Consider the following 19,435-nt stretch of genomic DNA (forward strand, 5'->3'; position numbering starts at 1 on the left):
TATGGCTTTCTCGTTGCGGAAATTAATTGCCTCAACCCTGTTAAAATGCGTATCATTTACAAATGATCATCCCAAAAGTCCTTACTAAAACTTGTGTTTGCTTGATGCTTCCCTGCTGGTTTTACAATATCAGAACCTCTCAAAATGACACCTTTTCCAAATTTCTGTTCAATTTGATCTACCAATTTAATAATCGGTTCGTCTTTAATATGTTCTTCAAAATCAAAAAAAGTTAGCTGCTGAGTCATCTCTTTAATGTCACTTACATTGGAAACAGTCACACCCAATAATCGAACAGGCTCCTCATTCCAGTTTTTATTAAACAGATTCCACGCCTGTTCAACTATATCCTCTTTTGAAAATATCGCGTTATTGACTGATTTACTCCGAGTATACGTTTCCCAAGAAGCTGTACGAATGATAATACTCACCGTCACTCCCGCGAGCTTTTTAGCCTTTAATCTTTCTGCTACCTTTTCAGAAAGGGTTGTCATTATTTTATATAATTCATCTCGGTCAGTCGTATCATGTGATAATGTTGTCGAATTACCTACACTCTTCGTATCATATATTGCTTCTGGATCAACAGGTCGGTCATCCTCGCCATTGGCCTTCTGTTTCAAGCGAAGGCCATTGATGCCAAACTTCTGTTTTAATGTGTATTCATCAGCCGCAGCTAGTTCTCCAATTGTTTGTATTCCTAACTCTTTCAGTTTTTCTGCCGTGCTTTGCCCGATTCCATGCATCTCTTTAACATTCAATGGCCACAAAACAGAAGGGACATCACGTTTACGTAATATGGTAATGCCCATTGGCTTTCTCATATCACTGGCCATTTTTGCTAAAAACTTATTTGGTGCAATGCCGATTGAACAAGGCAATTGGAGTTCGTTCCAAATTCGATCTTGTATACCATGTACATGTTCTAATACATTTTGTCCTTCGATTAGAGGCAATTGTATATAACCTTCATCTATAGAAACTGGTTGAAGTATTTCACTATATTCTTTCAGTAATTCAAAAAAAGATTTTGAAGCAGCTCTATATCGATCAAAATTTGGAGGTAGCACAATTAACTCTGGGCATTTTCTTCTTGCCTCACCGACATTCATGGTTGTATACACACCACTTTTTCTAGCTTCATAGCTACATGTAATAACGATCCCTCTACGTTCTTTTGGATTACCTGCAATGGCTATAGGCTTTCCTTTTAATGTGGGATCGTAAATTTGTTCCACTGAGGCATAAAAGCAATTAAGGTCAATATGTAAAATAATTCTTCCTTTATGCAATTTCGTTCACCTCACTTTAGTTTTAATAGTAGCTATATTTTATCATAGATAAGTCCTTGAACACTTAATCTACCATCTAAGTATGTTTCATAATAAAATAAAAAGGTTCTTTTGATGTAAACTCTCGGAAATCGAGTGACATCAAAAAACCTTCTATTTTGGTTACCTATCCTATTAGAATCTAACCGATGAGCTCCATTATTACTGATTAGTAAATGGTGAGAAATCATCACTTGTTTGGTCGTAATCTTCCATACGCTTTTGAACCTTTATTTCATCAGAAGCTGCTATTCCTGTTATTAGTAGATTAAGTAGTGCAAAGGTTGGTGTAGCCCCTTTTAGAGAAATCGGAGGAGGAGCAACCACCTTAAACAAAATGTCCGAAAGAAGCCCTAATGGGGACAATTCATCGTCTGTTATGCCTATCACTTGTGCCCCTTTCTTCTTTGCTACTTTTACAAATGCATTCGTTTCTTTTGAATATCGAGGAAAAGAAATAGCCACCAATAATGTCTTTTCATCGATTAAGGATAATAAATAATTAGAATCCTCTATTTCTCCACGATATAAAAACGTATTTCCTACAACAACATTGAGACTAAACGATAGCCAGTTAGCAGGACCATATGATGAACGGAAGCCAATGACGATTCTTTTTTCAGAACTAATTAAAAGATCTATAGCTTTTTTATACTGGGTGTAATCTATTTGTTCTAACGTTGCACGTATATACGAAGTATCTTTCTCGATTACATGTTGAATTAAATTTGTATCTTTTAAAGACTTGGACGTTGATCGAAGCCCTTCAATTGGATCTGAAATGGGTGAAGAATCTTCTAATAAAGTAGCTTGAATTTCTTTTTGCAACTCGCTAAATCCAGAATACCCAAGAGCATATGATAACCTAATCACCGTTGTATCGCTTGTTTCACTTGCAATACCTAGCTGCTTCGATGTTTGAAATGCAACCTCTTTTGGAAAGTCAACAATATATTTTGCAACTAATTTCTGTCTTTTTGTTAGTTCATTAAATTGTTTTCTAATTCTTTCATTATAATTATCCATACAGCCAGCCCTTCCAATGAGTTAATCTAGGTATGTAACTTATATATTACAGGTTCAGTAAAGGGTTGATTACTAAAAAACCCCCATTTTATTATTCAGTATGCATCACTTTTATCTTTAAAAAACCACTAAATCACTTATAGATAATGCGCTCCAAGTTTTATACTTTTATCTGTCGGTGTAATTTATCCAATGAATAATTACTATAGTACAAACATTCAATCTATTACGTAGGTAATTTGGTAATTACACGAACCCTTTATTGTGAGTTTTATGTATAATTTCAGTTTCATATTTTCAGCATATCCCTAATTAATTCTAGATCCTAGGGTATTCACTTTAAACATTTAGTGTGAATACCCCAACATTAATTGATTTTTAACAGGAAAATAACTTACTAGTTGTAACATCATCATACCATTTAGCTATGAATTGTTATAGTTGTATATTTTTTCATAAGCGATTATATTTGATAAATTATTAATAGCCCTTGGGTTTAAAAGCTAAACGGTTACTTTATTAAGAAAATGATTATAAGCAACTCTCGATAATTTAGATATAATACTAGCACCCTCTGCTTCAGTATTATTTCCTATAGAAAATACTGAAATGATAAAATTACCTTTATTATCAGGTAGCTGGACTATCCCAGAATCATTGACAACACTTGCAATAGTGCCAGTTTTATGAGCAACAACTGTATTTTGAGGTAATAAATAAGGTATTCTACTTCGAAACTGTTGCTTGGCAAGGATTTCAAACATATCATGACAAGCTTTTTCAGAGATTAATTGCTTATTTGCCATTTTTTCTAACAAAAGTGCCATATCAGCTGCGGTTGTTACATTGTTTGCATGACTTTCTTTAAATACAATTGAATGATGATCAATTTCACCATTTTTAAATCGACGGTTAATGTCATTATAAGTGTCCATTGAGAATTTTTGTGGAGGTAATCCCACACAAGAGCAAAGAAGCTCCCAGCAGCTGAGACGAATGTAAGTATTGCTTAGTCCTATTTCTTTCATATATTGATTTACACTTTCTTTCCCTAAAATACTCAATAATTTATCTGTTCCAACATTATCACTAACAATTATCATCATAGTCGCTAAATTTTTTATCGTAACGTCGATTCCGGGAATTAGCTCCTTCAATATACCTGATCCATTGACTAAATCCTCTTCTTCCAACCTAATACGTTCTTTAAGTTCGACCTTCCCCATTTGAACATCACGATATAAAGTGGCCAAAATAGGAATCTTAAAAACACTTGCAGCTTGAAATAAACGATTCTCATTTATTGCAGCAGTCTCTCCAGATTCCAGATGTTTCACATAAACCCCGAATGTCCCAGTAGCTTCTTGTATAATTTTTTCCAAATTCTCCTGTAACCCCATCATCAACATCCTCTCAAATTTCTACATAAGGAGTTCAATATGAAAACCTTGGAACTCACTAGTTAAGTGGTATATTTACGGAAACTTTAGGGAATTGTCTAAAATGATATGATATTCCGTATGCTTCACTATTATCATCTACTAGTATCTCAGCTATTTCTGTAAAGTCATTAAAATATGCTATAAACATGTTATCGCTCACAAAAGTGATTGGTATCTCTACATTTTGTGAGAGTAGAACTGGGTTTCCTTCCTTGATTTTAATGCACACTTTTGTCCCTTCATTCGATTGATATTCTCCTTGATACTGTTGAAGTCGTTCTTCTGAAATATCATATTCTTCAAAGGTAAGGTGATTGGCGTCTACCTCTCTTTCACTCAAAGCATTAAATGCAAGTTGCATAATTCGGGCAGCAGGTACACCTGCCAAGTTGGTTAATACAACACCTGTAACCCCTTTTTCAGGTAAAATACTTAATTGAGCTGAGATTCCCTTAAGCCCTCCACCATGTTCAATAAGAGTAGTGCCAAAATAATCGGGAGTAATCATAAAACCGTACCCATAGAATCTTCCAGGTTGTAATTGAATATGAGGTTTAGTCATTTCTTTTACACTTTCTTCCGATAATATTTGCTTACCATTTACTACACCAGCATTACGGAAAATTTCTGCATACAATAACATGTCTCTAGCTGTAGATTTCAAAAAGCCTGCTGCTCGCATTGAAGTAGAATCCCACCAAATTGGTGCAGCTAAAACGTGTTTTGTTCCATCGCTTTTGTCCTCTGTATAGCAAGTGGTGATATTTTCATAATCAGCGTACTCCTCAATTGTGAAAAAGCTGTTTTCCATACCACAAGGTGTGAGGATATGATCATATATATATTGTTCATAACTTTTTCCACTAATTCGTTCGATGATAGTTCCTAACAAGGCATATGATTCATTGGAATAACTAAAATGTGTACCAGGTGCCCCCAATAATTCAATATCTTGTTCATCAATAAACTGCATAAGTTGCTCATAAGTGTCAATTGGTCCGTGATCTTCAACATTAATATTTAAACCTGGATAATTTTTTACAGTTGGGTCAAGATCTAGTGACCTTTTCATTGCGTAAAATAACGAAGACATTGGAGGCAATCCTGCTGTGTGAGTCATAAAGTGATGAATAGTGATATCTTTGATAGCCTCTTTATTTTTAACATTGAATTCAGGCAAGTATTTACTAACAGGATCATGCACATTCAATTTACCGACTTCCTGCAGTTGCATAATAGCCACACAAGTAAATGATTTTGTTATCGAACCAATACCAAAAACTGTGTTTTCAGTTACAGGTAGTCCATCGTCTACATTACGGAAGCCAAATCCTTTATGGTAAAGAATCTCCCCAGCTTCAGCAATTGCAACAGAAGTACCAGGAATCTTATGTTTTTCCGTTATCTTTTGACCAGCCTCTTCAAATGCTTTTAAATTCACATCTACTTTCATTTCTTTTCCTCCTTTAGAGTAGTTGTATATAATAATGTAGATCGAATCGATGATCTAACTATTATCCTCACATTATTGATTCTCAGACGTTATCAAGTTCGAAAAATTTTCTATAGGTAAATGTCTGTTTATAAAATCGAGCATTGAATTCAACCTAGCTATTCTTAATTCGGGTTTGCCGTATTGGAGGAGCCCATGACTTGATTGTGGGATACGAACCAGTTCTACTTCTCCTCCTTGCCTTTTAATATGGGAATAAAACTGTTCTGCCTGCTCTATTGGACATCGTAAATCATCTTCATTGTGTAGAAGGAGAAGTGGCGTTTTTACATGATCTACATAGGCAAGAGGAGAGAATTTCCAAAGATTCTCCAAATCTGTCTTTCCAAGAAACTCCTGATCAATAAAATATGGTGCTATATCGCTTGTGCCATACATGGAAATCCAATTCGAAATACAGCCTTCAGAAACTGCTGCAAAAAATCTATCGGTGTGAGAGATGAGCCAATTTACCATGAATCCACCATAGCTAATTCCATTAACAGCTACCCTATTTTTATCGAGATATTGATTTTTTTGTAAGGCAAAGTCCAGTCCGTTCAAAATATCATTCATATCCTTTCCACCATAATCACCATGTACAGCATTGGTAAATTCTACACCGAATCCTGAGCTTCCTCGTGGATTCGTGTAGATAACTGCATAACCTTGCGCAGCGAATAATTGCAATTGATGAAAATATGTGAAACCATAAGCAGAATGTGGTCCTCCATGAATATCTAATAGAACAGGATATCTTTTCTCAGGATCAAAGTTAGCGGGTTTTAAAATAAAACCTTGCATATACCAGTTATCAACAGATTTATAGGAAAAAACCTCAGGTTCAACTACGATGAGTTCGGATAATAACTTGTCGTTGCAGTCATCCAGACGAACTTCAGTTTCAGGGAAAATGGGTACATGTAATTGAGAAAAAGCTTCTGTTGGATACCGATAATTACAGTGGGCTGTATTCGTTTCATCAATTCTAATGGCTGATATCTTCCCAGGATGATTGACTGTCGAATAGGCCATACTAATCGTCTCTTCTCCATCAAATGAAAAATGAAAAATAGTACGGTCTCCACCAGCAATGATTACCGGATGATCGTCATTTTTAACATTCGAGAATCTAACAATTTCATTTCTTCCTTCATGGGTACTAAGCGCATAAATATACCTACTATTATTAGACCATTGAGGGCGAAGTGCATATCTGAGATTACGCATATCTGTAAAAGTCATATCAAGGAGGGTGTCTTGATATTTTTTACTTAAACATCTAGCATCCCCTCCCTCTGAAGGTATGACTAATAATTCCTTCTGTTCTGCATGGTTGCCAAAAAACGCTATCCACTTTCCATCAGTTGAGTAAGAAGGTGAGCTTGCTTCCGTATCACTGTATAGCAACTCCGCATCTCCTCCGGAAGAAGAAACTCGATAAACCTTTCCTCCAAAAAGAAAATTTTCATTTTCTGCGTTTGAACTGAACACGATATATTTTCCATCTGGTGACACGTCAGGCTGATGAACTTCATTTATTCCTTTTGTTATCAAAACAAATGTTCTAGTTTCTATATGAATAGCAACAATTTGACGTTTGTACGGTTTATGAAACCCAGTTCCATCATTTTTGTAATAGAGATGAAGATAGCGTTTAGCCCCATCTCTCCATAATTTATCCTCTTGCTCCTTCTCACTCTTTGCTTCATTAATTGTTGCATTTTCATGAAAGGTTTCTAGTTCTGAATGTTCAACTACAGGTACCAATCCATATATCGTTTTACCGTTAGGAGCCCATACTATTGAGCTAATTCCTTGACGAAACTTTGTCAGACACCGGGCTTCTCCACCATCGAGAGATAACAGCCATACCTGCATTCCGTAAGCACGGTTCGAGATAAATGCTATAGTTTTTCCATCGGGTGACCAGATAGGATTGACGTTCCTTGTGCCTGAGGATGTCAAAACTCTTCGTGTTTTCCCTTCTACATCGCTTAAATATAAATGTGTTTCGTAATTATTTTCTTTCACGGCTATGGTTCTTTCATAAACTACCTGTTGTCCATCAGGAGAAATGACAGGATTGCTTGGCCATTCAAAGTTATAAATATCTTCTGGCACTGTAGTTCTTAACATCTTCTATCACTCCTTATTAATAATAGATATTTCACTATTGTAATTATTCAGAAAAATATTTTCGCAATATTCTAATCTAGTCTCTTCTACTAATTTTCACTAATACTAAGGTTTAAATAATTTAATGGTCGTCATAGCAAGTATTTTTACACCATTTTGCAAAGCATCTAAGTTAAAATTCATATGAGGATGGTGCAGTCCAGGCTGTAAATCGGTTCCAAGTCCAATCATTGTAGCTTTAATATGAGGAAAATACTTTTTATAAAAATGGAAATCTTCCCCTCCAGGAGTAATGACTGGAGCAGCGATTGCGTCATTCCCTAGAGCTTCAATAATAGCTTCTCCCACTAGTTCCTCAAGCTGTACACTAGGTTCCGCAGCAATCATTGATGCTAGTGTCTTTATTTCAACTATTGCCCCATTGGCTGAGCCCGAAGAAAGAACCGCATTTTCTACCTTTTTAAGTAAATCTTCCATAACATAGTTCTGTTGTGCACGGACATCAATGCCAAATTCAGCATAATCGGGAATGATATTAATATTGTTTCCACCTGCCTGAACCATGGTTATTTTGACAGATGAAGATAGTGTCGGATCTGTTTTAACTGAGTTAACAGCCTGAATAATGGCTCCAAGTGAATCAACAACATTTATTCCTAGATTTGGTCGTGAACCATGAGCTTGAATTCCATGAATCTTCCCTTTCAATAGTGTTGTCGCGCCATGATAGATGGCAGGAGATGCTTGGCCAAATTTTAATTCTTGAATGGGACGTACATGTATCCCCAGTAAACAATCAACATCATCCATAACGCCTCTATCTATTAGAGCCTTAGCCCCTAAACCGGATTCCTCAGCTGGCTGAAAAATAATTTTAATAAGACCCCTAGGTTGAAAACCTAATTTCTTTAGACAAGAAATAGAAAGAAGGACCATTGTCATATGAGCATCATGACCACAGGAATGATTGGCTTTCCATTCACCGTCGACCAGCTGCCATAACGCATCAATGTCTGCTCTAATTCCAATGGTTGGACCAAGTTTTTCATTTCCCCAATATCCAACAACTCCGGTATGCTCCTCAAATCTCTCAAAAGGTATTTTCAAATATTCGAATTGCTTACATAAGTAATCCGTTGTCTCTTTTTCTTTCCAACTAATTTCCGCATTACAATGAAAATGATGATATGTTGATTTTATTAACTCTTTATTCTCATCAACCCACTTTTTGATTTGTTCAATCATATAGAGGCTCCATGGATTTATTTTCAATAACATAAAAATGAATGTTAGCTAAATTTTTTTTTAACATTCCAGTTACTACAAACCCTTTTGAGAAAGCATCATTTACTGCATCTCTCAACTTATACCTCCAAGCCTTCGCCGCTTCAAAATCCTCTTGTTTCAAAATTTGAAAATTAGCTGGAACAGGTATTAAATACCCCTCTTCATTCTTGATTGATTCTATCTCATCAGGATATGGAATATTCCCATTATCACTATATGACAGAAGCGACTTATAGTGATTAACCAATGTATCCTTTTTGACTACACCAGAAAGTGCATTCGTTACTCGGTTCGAACAAATATCCCATTCGACTAAAAAACGATCAGATGGTAGGCCTTTATTCAGTTTATCGCTCATTTCACCATAATAAGAAGGATAGTACGTTTGGGAATATGCTCCTAGCTTATTAAGATTAAAGTATGCATTTTTGGCTTCTAAAGGATCAAAAGTCCATACAATTTTTTGATAGCCGTAATCTACTGCCCACTCCCTTTGCTTTAGTTTTAGCTGTAATCCGATCCCATAATTTCGGTACTTACTATGGACGCCAGTCATATGAGAGATTAAATATTCTTCCCCATTCTTAAAGCCAGAAAAACCGTATGAAAACCCAATTAATTCACCTTCTTTAAACGCTCCAACGATGTTTCCCCCATTGTGAGTTGCAGCAACAAGCTGCGGAAGAGGCGTTACTACATCTTTATCCCAAATATCTTCTTGAAAACAGACCACATCTTGTATTTCCTTTAGACCTATAATACTTTTATAGATGATTGGTTGTGTGAAAACCATGGGTAAATCCCTCCATTCATCATGAAATAATCAACTTGAAAATCATTTAGTAGAACTTTATTTTATCTCTCATAAACTCTTTCTGATTCACTGTAAGTTGATCAATGAATTCCTGGTTAACCTCAAAACCAATGCCAAGTTGTTCTGGAACAATAATAGTCCCAGCCTTTGAAAGTTTTACTTCTGGTAAAATGATATCTTTATCAAAATAACGACTAGAAGCAGATGTATCACCTGGAATACTAAAGTTACTTAATGAAGCGATTGCGATGTTATGAGCCCTACCTATCCCAGTTTCAAGCATTCCCCCACACCATACAGGAATGTTATTTTCCTCACACAAATTGTGCATTCTAACTGCTTCGAATAGCCCTCCTACACGACCAACCTTAATATTAATAATTTTACATGCATTAATTTCAATAGCCTTTCTTGCGTCCTCTACTGAATGTATACTTTCATCTAGACAAATAGGTGTTGTTAATGCGTCCTGTAATTTTGCGTGATCTATAATGTCGTCATGAGCTAACGGCTGTTCAACCATCATTAAATGAAACTGATCTAATTCTTTTAATAGTTGTAAATCATCCAGACTGTAGCAAGAATTAGCATCCGCCATTAGTGGAATTTGTTCTCCAAACTTTTTCCGAATAGCCTCTAAAGGTTTGATGTCCCAGCCAGGTTTAATTTTCACCTTAATCTTTTTGTAGCCATCCTCTAAAAAGCCTGCCACCTTGTTTAATAGTGTTTCTATGTTATTTTCAATTCCAATGCTTACGCCCACTTCAATCTCGGAGCGATTCCCTCCTAATGCGGTAGATAGCGTTTGTCCTTTTTGCTTGCTATATAAATCCCAAATGGCCATTTCAAGTGCTGCTTTTGCCATATTATTTCTACGTATATAGGAAAATAATTCTGAGAAATCTTTGGGCTCTTTAATTTCATTTTCTAATAGCTTTGGAATTAAGTAAGTTTCAAGCATGTGCCATACTGTACCTGTAGTCTCTTCATTGTAGATAGGAAAAGGCATCGCGACGCTTTCAGCAAAACCAACTTTATCTCCACTATGGACCTTTACGATGATAATATCCTTTTCAGTCACTTTACCGAAGCTAGTTTCAAACGAAGATTTTAAGGGTAATTTAATTCTTTGTAACGAAATTTTATTTATTTCCATTTAGTAATACCTTCCTTTTTATATTAAATTACTTTTAGTCTCTTACTACCATTCTTTCTGGCTCAAACAAATGACAAGCTACAAAATGTCCCGGTTTAACTTCTATGTTTCGAGGTTTTTTTGTCCTACAAACCTCCATACATGCGAAGCACCGTGGATGGAAAGTACAACCAAGAGGAGGATTTACCGGATTTGGAACATCACCAGTTAAAATGATCCGGTCTTTTTTTTCACTTTCAGGATTTGGGATAGGAACAGAAGACATAAGGGACTTTGTATATGGATGAAGAGGGTCAGCAAATAATTGGTTTTTATCGGCAAACTCTACCATTCTCCCTAGATACATGACTCCAATTCTGTCACTAATGTGTTTTACAACACTTAAATCATGAGCAATAAAAATATATGTTAGTTCTAATTCTTTCTGAAGGCTTTGAAACAGGTTAAGTATTTGTGCCTGTACAGATACATCTAAGGCGGAAACTGGCTCATCTGCTATGATAAGTGAAGGGCCAACCGCGATTGCTCGGGCGATTCCAATTCTTTGTCTTTGCCCTCCACTAAATTCATGAGGATAACGATCTGCATGAAAAGCACCTAACCCTACCATTTGCAGAATCTCTATTACTTTCTGTCTTCTTTCTTTTTTAGTCGCTCCTATTCCATGTGTTAATAGTGCTTCTTCTAAAATAGAAGAGATTCGTAGGCGAGGATTTAAAGAAGCAAATGGATCTTGGAAAACAATTTGCATTTGTTTTCTGAGCTTTCTCAATTCCTGCTTGCTCAAGCTTAGAACATCCTTGCCTTCAAATAGGATGTTGCCACTCGTTGGTTCAATTAATTTTAAAATACTTCTTCCAGTTGTAGACTTGCCACAGCCACTTTCACCAACAATTCCTAATGTTTCTCCTTTAAATAGCTTGAAAGTAACACCATCAACAGCTTTCACATAGTCTTTATTTTTTGAAAAAAAACTTTTATTGATTGGAAAATAGGTTTTAAGATTTTGAACTTCTAGCAATACTTCGCTCATGCGAATACCTCCTCCTTACTATATAGCCAACATCTAACGGAGTGTTCGTTATTCGTTTTTATGAGAGGTGGGTTGCTTTCAAAACATTTTGAATGAGCTTGGGCGCATCGAGAAAAGAAAGGACATCCTTTCGTTACTTCTCCGATATTAGGTACATTGCCTTCAATTGGTTGCAGCTTATCCTGCTCATCTTCAAGACTAGGAATAGAATTTAATAGACCAATAGTATAAGGATGTTGTGGATTTTTATAGATTGCTTTCACATGGGCCTCTTCAACAATTTGTCCATAATACATGACCATAACCCGATCAGCCATTTCTGCTACAACACCTAAATCATGAGTGATTAATAGTATAGCTGTATCATAGTTAGCTTTGAGATCATTCATTAAGTCTAGAATCTGGGCTTGTATAGTAACATCTAATGCTGTTGTCGGCTCATCTGCAATTAATAGGCTAGGATTGCAAGCCATCGCCATCGCAATCATGATCCTTTGTCTCATTCCTCCAGAAAGCTGATGAGGATATTCGTGAACAATCTTTTCTGGACGTGGAATTCCAACCTTTTTTAATATATCTACCGTTTGCTTTTTTAATTCGTCTCCTGAGATATCTGTATGAAGCTTAAGAACCTCACTAATTTGCCTGCCAATTCTATGAACAGGATTTAAGGATGTCATAGGCTCCTGGAATATCATAGAAACGTCTTTCCCTCGAATCGAACGCATTTTCTTTTCAGATACTTGATTAAAATCCATATCTTTAAAAAGAATTTTCCCATCAATTTCACCAACACTATTTGAGATTAATCTCATGATGGAAAGGGACGTAACACTTTTACCACATCCAGATTCCCCCACCAAAGCAAGTGTTTCACCTTTATTAATAGTAAAATTCACCTGACTCACCGCATTGACAAAATCTTTCTTCCCTGTTTTAAATTTAATAGAAAGGTCTTCCACTCTCAGAAGGGCTTCATCTTTTACGAGATCCGTTCCCATATTTTTCACTCCCAAGCAGTTATTTTTGCCTTGGATCTAGTGCGTCACGTAATCCATCACCTAGCAGATTAAAACCGAGGACGACTAACATAATAGCCAAACCAGGGAATAGAGACATCCACCAAGCCTGCCCTAAAAAGGCTTTCCCGACGTAAGCCATCGAACCCCATTCAGGAGTTGGAGGCTGAGCACCGAGCCCCAAGAAACTTAACGCTGCAGCTACTAGAATACTAGTTCCAAATTGTAAGCTGGATAAAACAATGACGGGTGATAAGACGTTTGGAAATACGTGCTTTACAATGATTTTAAAATCTGAAACGCCAAGGGCCTTAACTGCCTCTATATATTCTTTTTCTCTTATTGATAAAACTGATCCTCGAACCACCCTTACATATGAAGGTATTGCCGAAATTGCGACTGCGATCATCGCGTTCGTTAATCCGACCCCAAGTACAGCAATAATAGCGATGGCAAGAAGGAGTGAAGGAAAAGCCAGTAAAATATCCATAACCTGCATAATATAAATATCAAGTTTACGATAATAGCCTGCTATCACTCCTAAAATGACACCGATAACACCTGCGATTAGCACTGCAACAAGCCCCATCATTAAGGAAACCCGACCACCATATAATATTCTTGAAAATATATCTCTCCCAAAATCATCTGTCCCTAAAAAATATTGTCCTCCTGGAGGTAAAAACCTTTGTTCGAAATTCATGACGTCAACTGGATGTGGAGCTATCCAAGGAGCAAGTAAGGATATCGATACGAAGAACAATAAGATAAAGGCCCCACTAACAGCACTTTTGTTAGTTATTATTCTTTTCCCCACGATCGACCAGTAAGTTTTAGACTTTGCTTCAGAATCTTTATTGTTAGGAGGATTGAATTTAGTTTCTGAATCTGTAAGTTTAGGAGCTGAACTACTCAAAATACTTGCCTCCCTTTCTAATACTTAATACGAGGATCTATTAGACTGTAAACGAGATCCACGATCATATTAGTTATAATAAAAAGAAATGCCATAAATAGAACTAGCCCTTGTACGGTTGGCAAATCCCTTTTAGTAATGGCTTCAATTGAAAAACTCCCTAATCCCGGTAGTGCAAATACCGTTTCTATGACTACTGCACCTGCTAATAGAAAACCAAACTGTAGACCAATTAAAGTAATAACTGGAATCATCGCATTTTGGAGGGCATGCTTAAAAATCATAGGAATCATGGCAAGCCCTTTAGCTTGAGCCGTTCTCATAAAATCTTGTTTAATAACTTCAAGCATGCTAGACCTCGTCATTCTTGCTATATTGCCAGCTGAGCCTAAACCCAGTGTTATAGATGGCAAAATTAATGAGTAAAACCCTTGATATCCAGAAATAGGGAAAATATTGAATTGGTAGGAAAACATCCAAATTAAAAATAATGCTATCCAAAAACCTGGTGCAGATATTCCTATTAAGGAAATCACCATAGCTAGCTGGTCAAAGATTGTGTTTTGTTTCACTGCTGCTAAAATACCCATTAAAATTCCAATTACGGATCCAATGATTAAACTATACAGTGCTAGTTGTACTGTAATAGGAAAGCGAGCCATAATCTCTTCACCCACTGTCAAGCCCGTAATATAGGAAGTCCCTAAGTTCCCTTGTAACACATTTTTAATGTAATCAATGTATTGAATAAAAAGCGGTTGGTCTAAACCTAAAGTCTTTTTCATTTCAACTATGGCCTCTTCTGAAGCAAAGTCTCCTAGAATATAAGTTACGGGATCACCCGGTATGAAATGCATCATCAAAAAGACTAAAATTGATACACCAATTAGAGTAATAACCATTGAAAGAGTTCGATTCAAAATATATTTAGACAAGTTTTAATCCCCCCCTTTTAATAAGGCAGTTAGCGATGAGTGGTCCCTAACTTTACAGGTTAATTTTTATTTCGAAGTGATATCATTGAAAATAATTGATTGTGAGTAAGGATTTTGTTTAAATCCATTAATGTCACGGTAAGCGGTTACATTTTCACGTACAAATAACGGAACCCAAGGAGACTCTTCCACAAGGAATTGCTGCGCCTGTTCATAAATTTTCATCCGCTCATCCGTATCCATCGTCTGACGTGCTTTCGTGAGTAAATTGTTTAATTCCACAGGTTCGTAATGCATTCTTAATGAGCTTCCTTTTCCAAAAAGCATGTATAAGATATCTGGATCTGACCATCCATACATATTTAGAATTGCATCATGTAACCCCTTTGGTGTGTTTGCAGTAATTGCCGCTGGCTCTTGAACCGAAATATTAACTAAAATCCCAATCTCTTTTAATTGGCCTTGCAGAATTTGGGCAATTCTTTGCATGACTGGCTCATCAGATAACCATAATTCAAATGAGAAAGGCTTTCCGTCCTTCTCAACTATTCCATCTCCATTTGTGTCTTTCCACCCAGCTTCTTCTAGCAACAATTTAGCTTTTTCCACATTTTGCGTGTATTTTTGTGCTGCCTCTCCTTCAACTTTCTTACTATATCCAGGGATGCTTTGAGGCAGTGGACCAAAGAGCGGTTTTGCATAGCCTTCCAAGGCAAATTCTACGAGTGGATCACGATTGATACCTAGTGCGATCGCTTGTCTAACACGTTTGTCTTGGAACATTGGCTTTTTATTATTGAAGCCCAAGTATGTTATGCCTTGTTCCAACATACTATCAATTTTCACACCTTCTGTTGCTTCAAGCTCTTTAATATAATTTGGTGGCACACTGGTCATAATCTGTGTGGTACCTTTCTTAAATTCTAGCACTCTAGTATCGTCATCCGTGATAAAACGGAATTCATATTTATCAAAACCTGGGGCACTCTTATTATCTACAAAAGGAGGACCCCAATTATAATCATCATTTTTCACGTAAGTAATAGAAGATCCACGTACTCTTTCCTCAAATTTAAATATTCCTGAAGCTGAAGGTTTTTTTCCAAAATCCTCACCGTACTCTTCAAGTGATTTAGGATCCATCGGTGCTAAATACGCAGTAGTTAATCCACTAGCAAAAGGTGCAAAGGGCTCTGTGAAATAAACCATTAATTTCTGTCCATCGGCTTCTATTTTGTCTATTGGTCCAGCTATAAATTTGACAGCCGAATTTTGAAGGAACCTTTCAAACGTCTTTTTAACCACTTCAGCAGTGAGCGGTTCCCCAGAATGGAACTTGACATTTCCATCTAAATAAAGAGTCCATATTTTACCATCATCTGAAATGTCATATTTTTCAACAAGACCAGGTATTATATTTCCCTCCAGGTCTCTTTTTAACAATGTGTCATAAATATTAGCTGTTGAATTATCAACCCAAGTTGTTTTATGGACATCAATGGTATCCGGCTCACGAACAGAAGAGATGACTAATGTGTTCTTTGATTTGCTATCGCTATTTCCAGAACTTTGTTCATTTGAATCTGGGGTACAGCCTGCTAAAATAACCATAATCATTACCATAACGATACATTTAATTCCGCTGGTTTTCTTTTTCACCTTCATCCTCCCCTTTACTTAACTTTATCTTTCTGTAAAAATTCAACATCTTTTTTAAAAGGATAAACTTCTTTTGCAAGTCTTGTATGGTCAAAAGAAAACAGATTGAAACTTGATAACCCAGGTGAGTCAACGGTAATGATTGTATGGGCTAAGGGTTCAAATCCGGCACGGAAATGCTGACTTGATTTTAAAGCGACAATTTTGTAGGACTTAATATCAATCCCGTGTAATAAAAAGATTTGTTCATCCAGTGTTTGGGACCTTTTGGAACAAACAACAATATCAATGTCGCCAACTACTAACCTCGCAGATTTACCATAATCTACTTTTGCACCTTTTCCCATCAGAGAAGACTGGATAAATCGGCCATCTGCAAGAGTTTTAACATAAGCAGTAACCTTGAGCGGCTTTCCGTGTAAATCATCTGTTTTGCCACCTAGTAATACATCGATTGTTGCTCCTACTCCACTATTATGAGCAATATTCACTACTTCAGGGTCATAAATAAAACTGAAACATGCATTTTTAAGATCTGCGTTTATCATGGCTGAAAGTAAATGAGTTCCATCACCTGGCGTACCCCCTCCAGGATTGTCTGAAGTTTCGTTAATGACAATTGGCTTTCCTTCTATTTTTAGTGCTCTTTTAATGCCTTCATCTGGATTAATAATGTCTGGAAAAAACATCTCTTTTGTATTCCAAATCTCCAAAGCGATTTCTTCTGCAGTTTGATCTGCAAGCTCCTGATCATTATTAGTGACGGTCACCACCGAAACGCCAACTTCAGGTATATTCGTGTAAGGAAAGCCATGAAAGAATGTGCAATCAATAATTTTTTCATTTACTTCATGTGCCCAGCACAGTTCATTGATATTTTTTGCTGGTGGTAAATTTGTAGTAGATGTAGGAATCATAAGTGGGAGTTTTTTTAGGCTCATTTTTGGTTGAAGCTCACCTGAAAGAATTTTTCGTGTAATATCGATTGCCTCGATTCCTCTTTCAAAACAATCAACATGTGGGTAAAAATTAACGCCCAATAGAACATCTGCTTCTTGGACCATCCGATCCGTTATATTTCCGTGTAGGTCTAGCGTGACGACAACAGGAATTTTATACCCAACAACTTCTCTAATAGCCGATAATATACCGCCTTCAAGATCATCAACGTCTTCCGCGACACCAGCACCATGAAGTGCAAGACAAATGGCATCATACTCTTTCACAGCTTTAATTGAATTCGTTAACTCCTGAAGAAGCACATTGTAGGTTTCTTTTGTTATAACTCCAGAAGGCATGGCAAATGCTGAAAATAAAGGAATTATTTCTACTCCTGTTTCTTCAGCTCGTTCCATCATTCCACCTAAGTAATCTCTTACATTACGATGTTTCTGTAAGATCTCGTCGCCATGAATCCATTCCCATTCCTTAAACGACTCAACAGTTGTTTTCTCATTAGCAAACGTGTTTGTCTCATGTGCAATTTCGCCTATCAAGATTTTCATTATTTTACCCACCCTTTTGAAGTATTTACTTTAAAATAAAACAAAAATAAAGTAAATGTTTTATTTTTTTAATCATATTGATTTTGGGCAAAGTTGTCAATATAGTTATTTATTTTTTCTAAAATTTCAGATTTTTTATACGTGTACCTGTTCAGTCAGCGCTATCATCAAAACAGGACAACAATCTACCGACTCTTGTCCCGATAAATCTAAAAAAAGCAACTGGACATAGCGATCGCCATATTCAGTTGCAAAAAAATTGCTTATTTGTATAGAAAAGGCCCAGCATTTTCTCATCAAGAAACTATGTCTGGTCCATCAATTTTGTTTTCTAGCGCCAACTTCAAACCTTTTTGATAATATTGATTCATGATATCTTCCGGAACCATGCTCCCCCCAGTTCCCCAAACAATATGTGTACTGTTTTTCATTATTTGTTCTGTTAAATGAAGCTTGCTTAAATAATCAGCGCCCTCTTTATATAATTTTATTGGTCCTAACATACCAGCTAGTGCTGATGGTTCTAAATGAATGCCTTCAGTGTCGACAAGCTCCTTTAGTAACCTATACAATTGTTCATCGTTGACCGTAAAATTACCACTTAAAAAAGGTTCTATGGTCTTACCAACAAATCCAGAGGGTCTTCCTACAGCAAGTCCATCTGCCTCTGTTACATTATCAATGCCAATCTCTTGCACAGAAACTTGATCATGCAGTCCTGTCATTAAACCGAGTAGCATACAAGGAGAGTGAGTAGGTTCAGCAAAGAAACAGTGAACATTATCTTCAAACAATAGCTTCAAGCCAAAAGCAATCCCCCCTGGACCTCCACCTACACCGCATGGAAGGTAAACCATTAACGGATGATGTTTATCTATCGTTATATTCAGATCATCTAATTGTTTTTTTAAGCGTGACGCAGCTACTGCATAGCCTAAAAATAAATCATGTGAATTTTCATCATCCACAAAATAGCATGTTGGGTCCTTTTCTGCCTGAATTCGACCTTCTTCCACTGCTTTACTATAATCAGCTTCATATTCAATAACCGTGACATGACTATTTCTGAGCAAGTCCTTTTTCCATTGCTTGGCATCTGCTGACATGTGAACAGTCACATTAAAACCTAATTTTGAGCTTATAATACCGATACTCAGCCCTAGATTCCCAGTTGAGCCTACTGCAATAGAATAGTGTGAGAAGAAAGATCGGAACTTCTCACTAGCCAAAATTGAATAATCATCATCGACCGTTAACAAATTATGTTGAATAGCTAAATTCTCTGCATGTTTGAGAATTTCATAAATCCCCCCTCTAGCTTTGATAGATCCAGATATAGGAAGATGACTATCACATTTCAGTAATAAATCACCTAAAATCGGCTGCTGAAAAGTATTCTGTAAGGATTGCTTCATGGCAGGAACATCCACTAGAGGAGATTCAATCATTCCCGCCGTTCCTTCCGTTTCAGGGAAAACCTTCGCGATATATGGAGCGAAGCGTACCAACCTTTCCTCCGCATCCCTTACATCCGCTTCGTTCAGAGGGGATTTTTTAATTCCTGATTGGAAAATCTCCATATTCGGATTTATCCAAAATACTTCCTCCATTCCTGTAAGCTTATCGAATAATGGATATTGTTCTTTCCATATTTGCATATCTTTTTTCATCATCTAGCTGA

The 19,435-nt window shown here is 36.6% G+C and carries 15 protein-coding genes; all 15 read right to left on the reverse strand.

Features of this window, described 5'->3' with window-relative positions:
• Nucleotides 1-56 precede the first annotated feature (56 nt).
• Nucleotides 57-1,292 carry a DNA polymerase IV gene (locus PI85_RS08885; protein WP_036126849.1) on the reverse strand — a complete coding sequence of 412 codons (1,236 nt, stop codon included), beginning with the start codon at nucleotides 1,290-1,292 and terminating at the stop codon, nucleotides 57-59.
• A gap of 201 nt (nucleotides 1,293-1,493) precedes the next feature.
• Nucleotides 1,494-2,357: a MurR/RpiR family transcriptional regulator gene (locus PI85_RS08890; protein WP_036126851.1), complete on the reverse strand. Its 864-nt coding sequence runs from the start codon at nucleotides 2,355-2,357 to the stop codon at nucleotides 1,494-1,496.
• Nucleotides 2,358-2,860: 503 nt separating this feature from the next.
• Nucleotides 2,861-3,760 carry a serine hydrolase gene (locus PI85_RS08895; RefSeq protein ID WP_235318471.1) on the reverse strand — a complete coding sequence of 300 codons (900 nt, stop codon included), beginning with the start codon at nucleotides 3,758-3,760 and terminating at the stop codon, nucleotides 2,861-2,863.
• 55 nt (nucleotides 3,761-3,815) lie between these two features.
• Nucleotides 3,816-5,252, reverse strand: coding sequence for a serine hydrolase (locus PI85_RS08900; protein ID WP_036126854.1), 1,437 nt, complete (start codon nucleotides 5,250-5,252; stop codon nucleotides 3,816-3,818).
• Between the two features lie 72 nt (nucleotides 5,253-5,324).
• Nucleotides 5,325-7,430 carry a S9 family peptidase gene (locus PI85_RS08905; protein ID WP_036126856.1) on the reverse strand — a complete coding sequence of 702 codons (2,106 nt, stop codon included), beginning with the start codon at nucleotides 7,428-7,430 and terminating at the stop codon, nucleotides 5,325-5,327.
• 105 nt (nucleotides 7,431-7,535) lie between these two features.
• On the reverse strand, nucleotides 7,536-8,675 hold the full coding sequence (locus PI85_RS08910) for a M20 peptidase aminoacylase family protein (protein ID WP_036126858.1): 1,140 nt from the start codon (nucleotides 8,673-8,675) through the stop codon (nucleotides 7,536-7,538).
• Nucleotides 8,668-9,510, reverse strand: a complete 843-nt coding sequence (locus tag PI85_RS08915; RefSeq protein ID WP_036126861.1) for a GNAT family N-acetyltransferase — start codon at nucleotides 9,508-9,510, stop codon at nucleotides 8,668-8,670. The genes PI85_RS08910 and PI85_RS08915 overlap by 8 nt, the downstream gene beginning before the upstream one ends.
• 46 nt (nucleotides 9,511-9,556) lie before the next feature.
• A complete protein-coding gene (menC, locus tag PI85_RS08920; RefSeq protein WP_036126863.1) occupies nucleotides 9,557-10,687 on the reverse strand; it encodes an o-succinylbenzoate synthase in 1,131 nt (376 codons plus the stop codon).
• 34 nt (nucleotides 10,688-10,721) lie between these two features.
• Nucleotides 10,722-11,720: an ABC transporter ATP-binding protein gene (locus PI85_RS08925; RefSeq protein WP_036126865.1), complete on the reverse strand. Its 999-nt coding sequence runs from the start codon at nucleotides 11,718-11,720 to the stop codon at nucleotides 10,722-10,724.
• Nucleotides 11,717-12,721 carry an ABC transporter ATP-binding protein gene (locus tag PI85_RS08930; protein WP_036126866.1) on the reverse strand — a complete coding sequence of 335 codons (1,005 nt, stop codon included), beginning with the start codon at nucleotides 12,719-12,721 and terminating at the stop codon, nucleotides 11,717-11,719. Before PI85_RS08930 ends, PI85_RS08925 begins: the two co-directional genes overlap by 4 nt.
• A gap of 19 nt (nucleotides 12,722-12,740) precedes the next feature.
• Nucleotides 12,741-13,655 (reverse strand): ABC transporter permease, encoded by a 915-nt coding sequence (locus PI85_RS08935; RefSeq protein ID WP_036126867.1) that lies wholly within the window; start codon nucleotides 13,653-13,655, stop codon nucleotides 12,741-12,743.
• A 17-nt stretch (nucleotides 13,656-13,672) separates the two neighbouring features.
• Nucleotides 13,673-14,590, reverse strand: coding sequence for an ABC transporter permease (locus tag PI85_RS08940; protein WP_036126869.1), 918 nt, complete (start codon nucleotides 14,588-14,590; stop codon nucleotides 13,673-13,675).
• 66 nt (nucleotides 14,591-14,656) lie between these two features.
• Entirely contained in the window at nucleotides 14,657-16,255 is a 1,599-nt protein-coding gene (locus PI85_RS08945) for an ABC transporter substrate-binding protein (protein ID WP_036126871.1), read from the reverse strand.
• An 8-nt stretch (nucleotides 16,256-16,263) separates the two neighbouring features.
• Nucleotides 16,264-17,754: a M81 family metallopeptidase gene (locus PI85_RS08950; protein WP_036126873.1), complete on the reverse strand. Its 1,491-nt coding sequence runs from the start codon at nucleotides 17,752-17,754 to the stop codon at nucleotides 16,264-16,266.
• 296 nt (nucleotides 17,755-18,050) lie between these two features.
• Complete coding sequence (locus PI85_RS08955; protein ID WP_082011557.1) at nucleotides 18,051-19,427, reverse strand: D-serine ammonia-lyase; 1,377 nt, start codon at nucleotides 19,425-19,427, stop codon at nucleotides 18,051-18,053.
• Nucleotides 19,428-19,435 lie beyond the last annotated feature (8 nt).

The organism is Lysinibacillus sp. A1 (assembly GCF_000801965.1).
Lineage (GTDB): Bacteria > Bacillota > Bacilli > Bacillales_A > Planococcaceae > Lysinibacillus > Lysinibacillus fusiformis.

Coding starts and splice junctions, on each gene's coding strand:
- PI85_RS08890 (WP_036126851.1), bottom strand. CDS start 2,357: ATGGATAATTATAATGAAAGAATTAGAAAACAATTTAATGAACTAACA.
- PI85_RS08895 (WP_235318471.1), bottom strand. CDS start 3,760: ATGATGGGGTTACAGGAGAATTTGGAAAAAATTATACAAGAAGCTACT.
- PI85_RS08900 (WP_036126854.1), bottom strand. CDS start 5,252: ATGAAAGTAGATGTGAATTTAAAAGCATTTGAAGAGGCTGGTCAAAAG.
- PI85_RS08905 (WP_036126856.1), bottom strand. CDS start 7,430: ATGTTAAGAACTACAGTGCCAGAAGATATTTATAACTTTGAATGGCCA.
- PI85_RS08910 (WP_036126858.1), bottom strand. CDS start 8,675: ATGATTGAACAAATCAAAAAGTGGGTTGATGAGAATAAAGAGTTAATA.
- PI85_RS08915 (WP_036126861.1), bottom strand. CDS start 9,510: ATGGTTTTCACACAACCAATCATCTATAAAAGTATTATAGGTCTAAAG.
- menC (WP_036126863.1), bottom strand. CDS start 10,687: ATGGAAATAAATAAAATTTCGTTACAAAGAATTAAATTACCCTTAAAA.
- PI85_RS08925 (WP_036126865.1), bottom strand. CDS start 11,720: ATGAGCGAAGTATTGCTAGAAGTTCAAAATCTTAAAACCTATTTTCCA.
- PI85_RS08930 (WP_036126866.1), bottom strand. CDS start 12,721: ATGGGAACGGATCTCGTAAAAGATGAAGCCCTTCTGAGAGTGGAAGAC.
- PI85_RS08945 (WP_036126871.1), bottom strand. CDS start 16,255: ATGAAGGTGAAAAAGAAAACCAGCGGAATTAAATGTATCGTTATGGTA.
- PI85_RS08950 (WP_036126873.1), bottom strand. CDS start 17,754: ATGAAAATCTTGATAGGCGAAATTGCACATGAGACAAACACGTTTGCT.
- PI85_RS08955 (WP_082011557.1), bottom strand. CDS start 19,427: ATGATGAAAAAAGATATGCAAATATGGAAAGAACAATATCCATTATTC.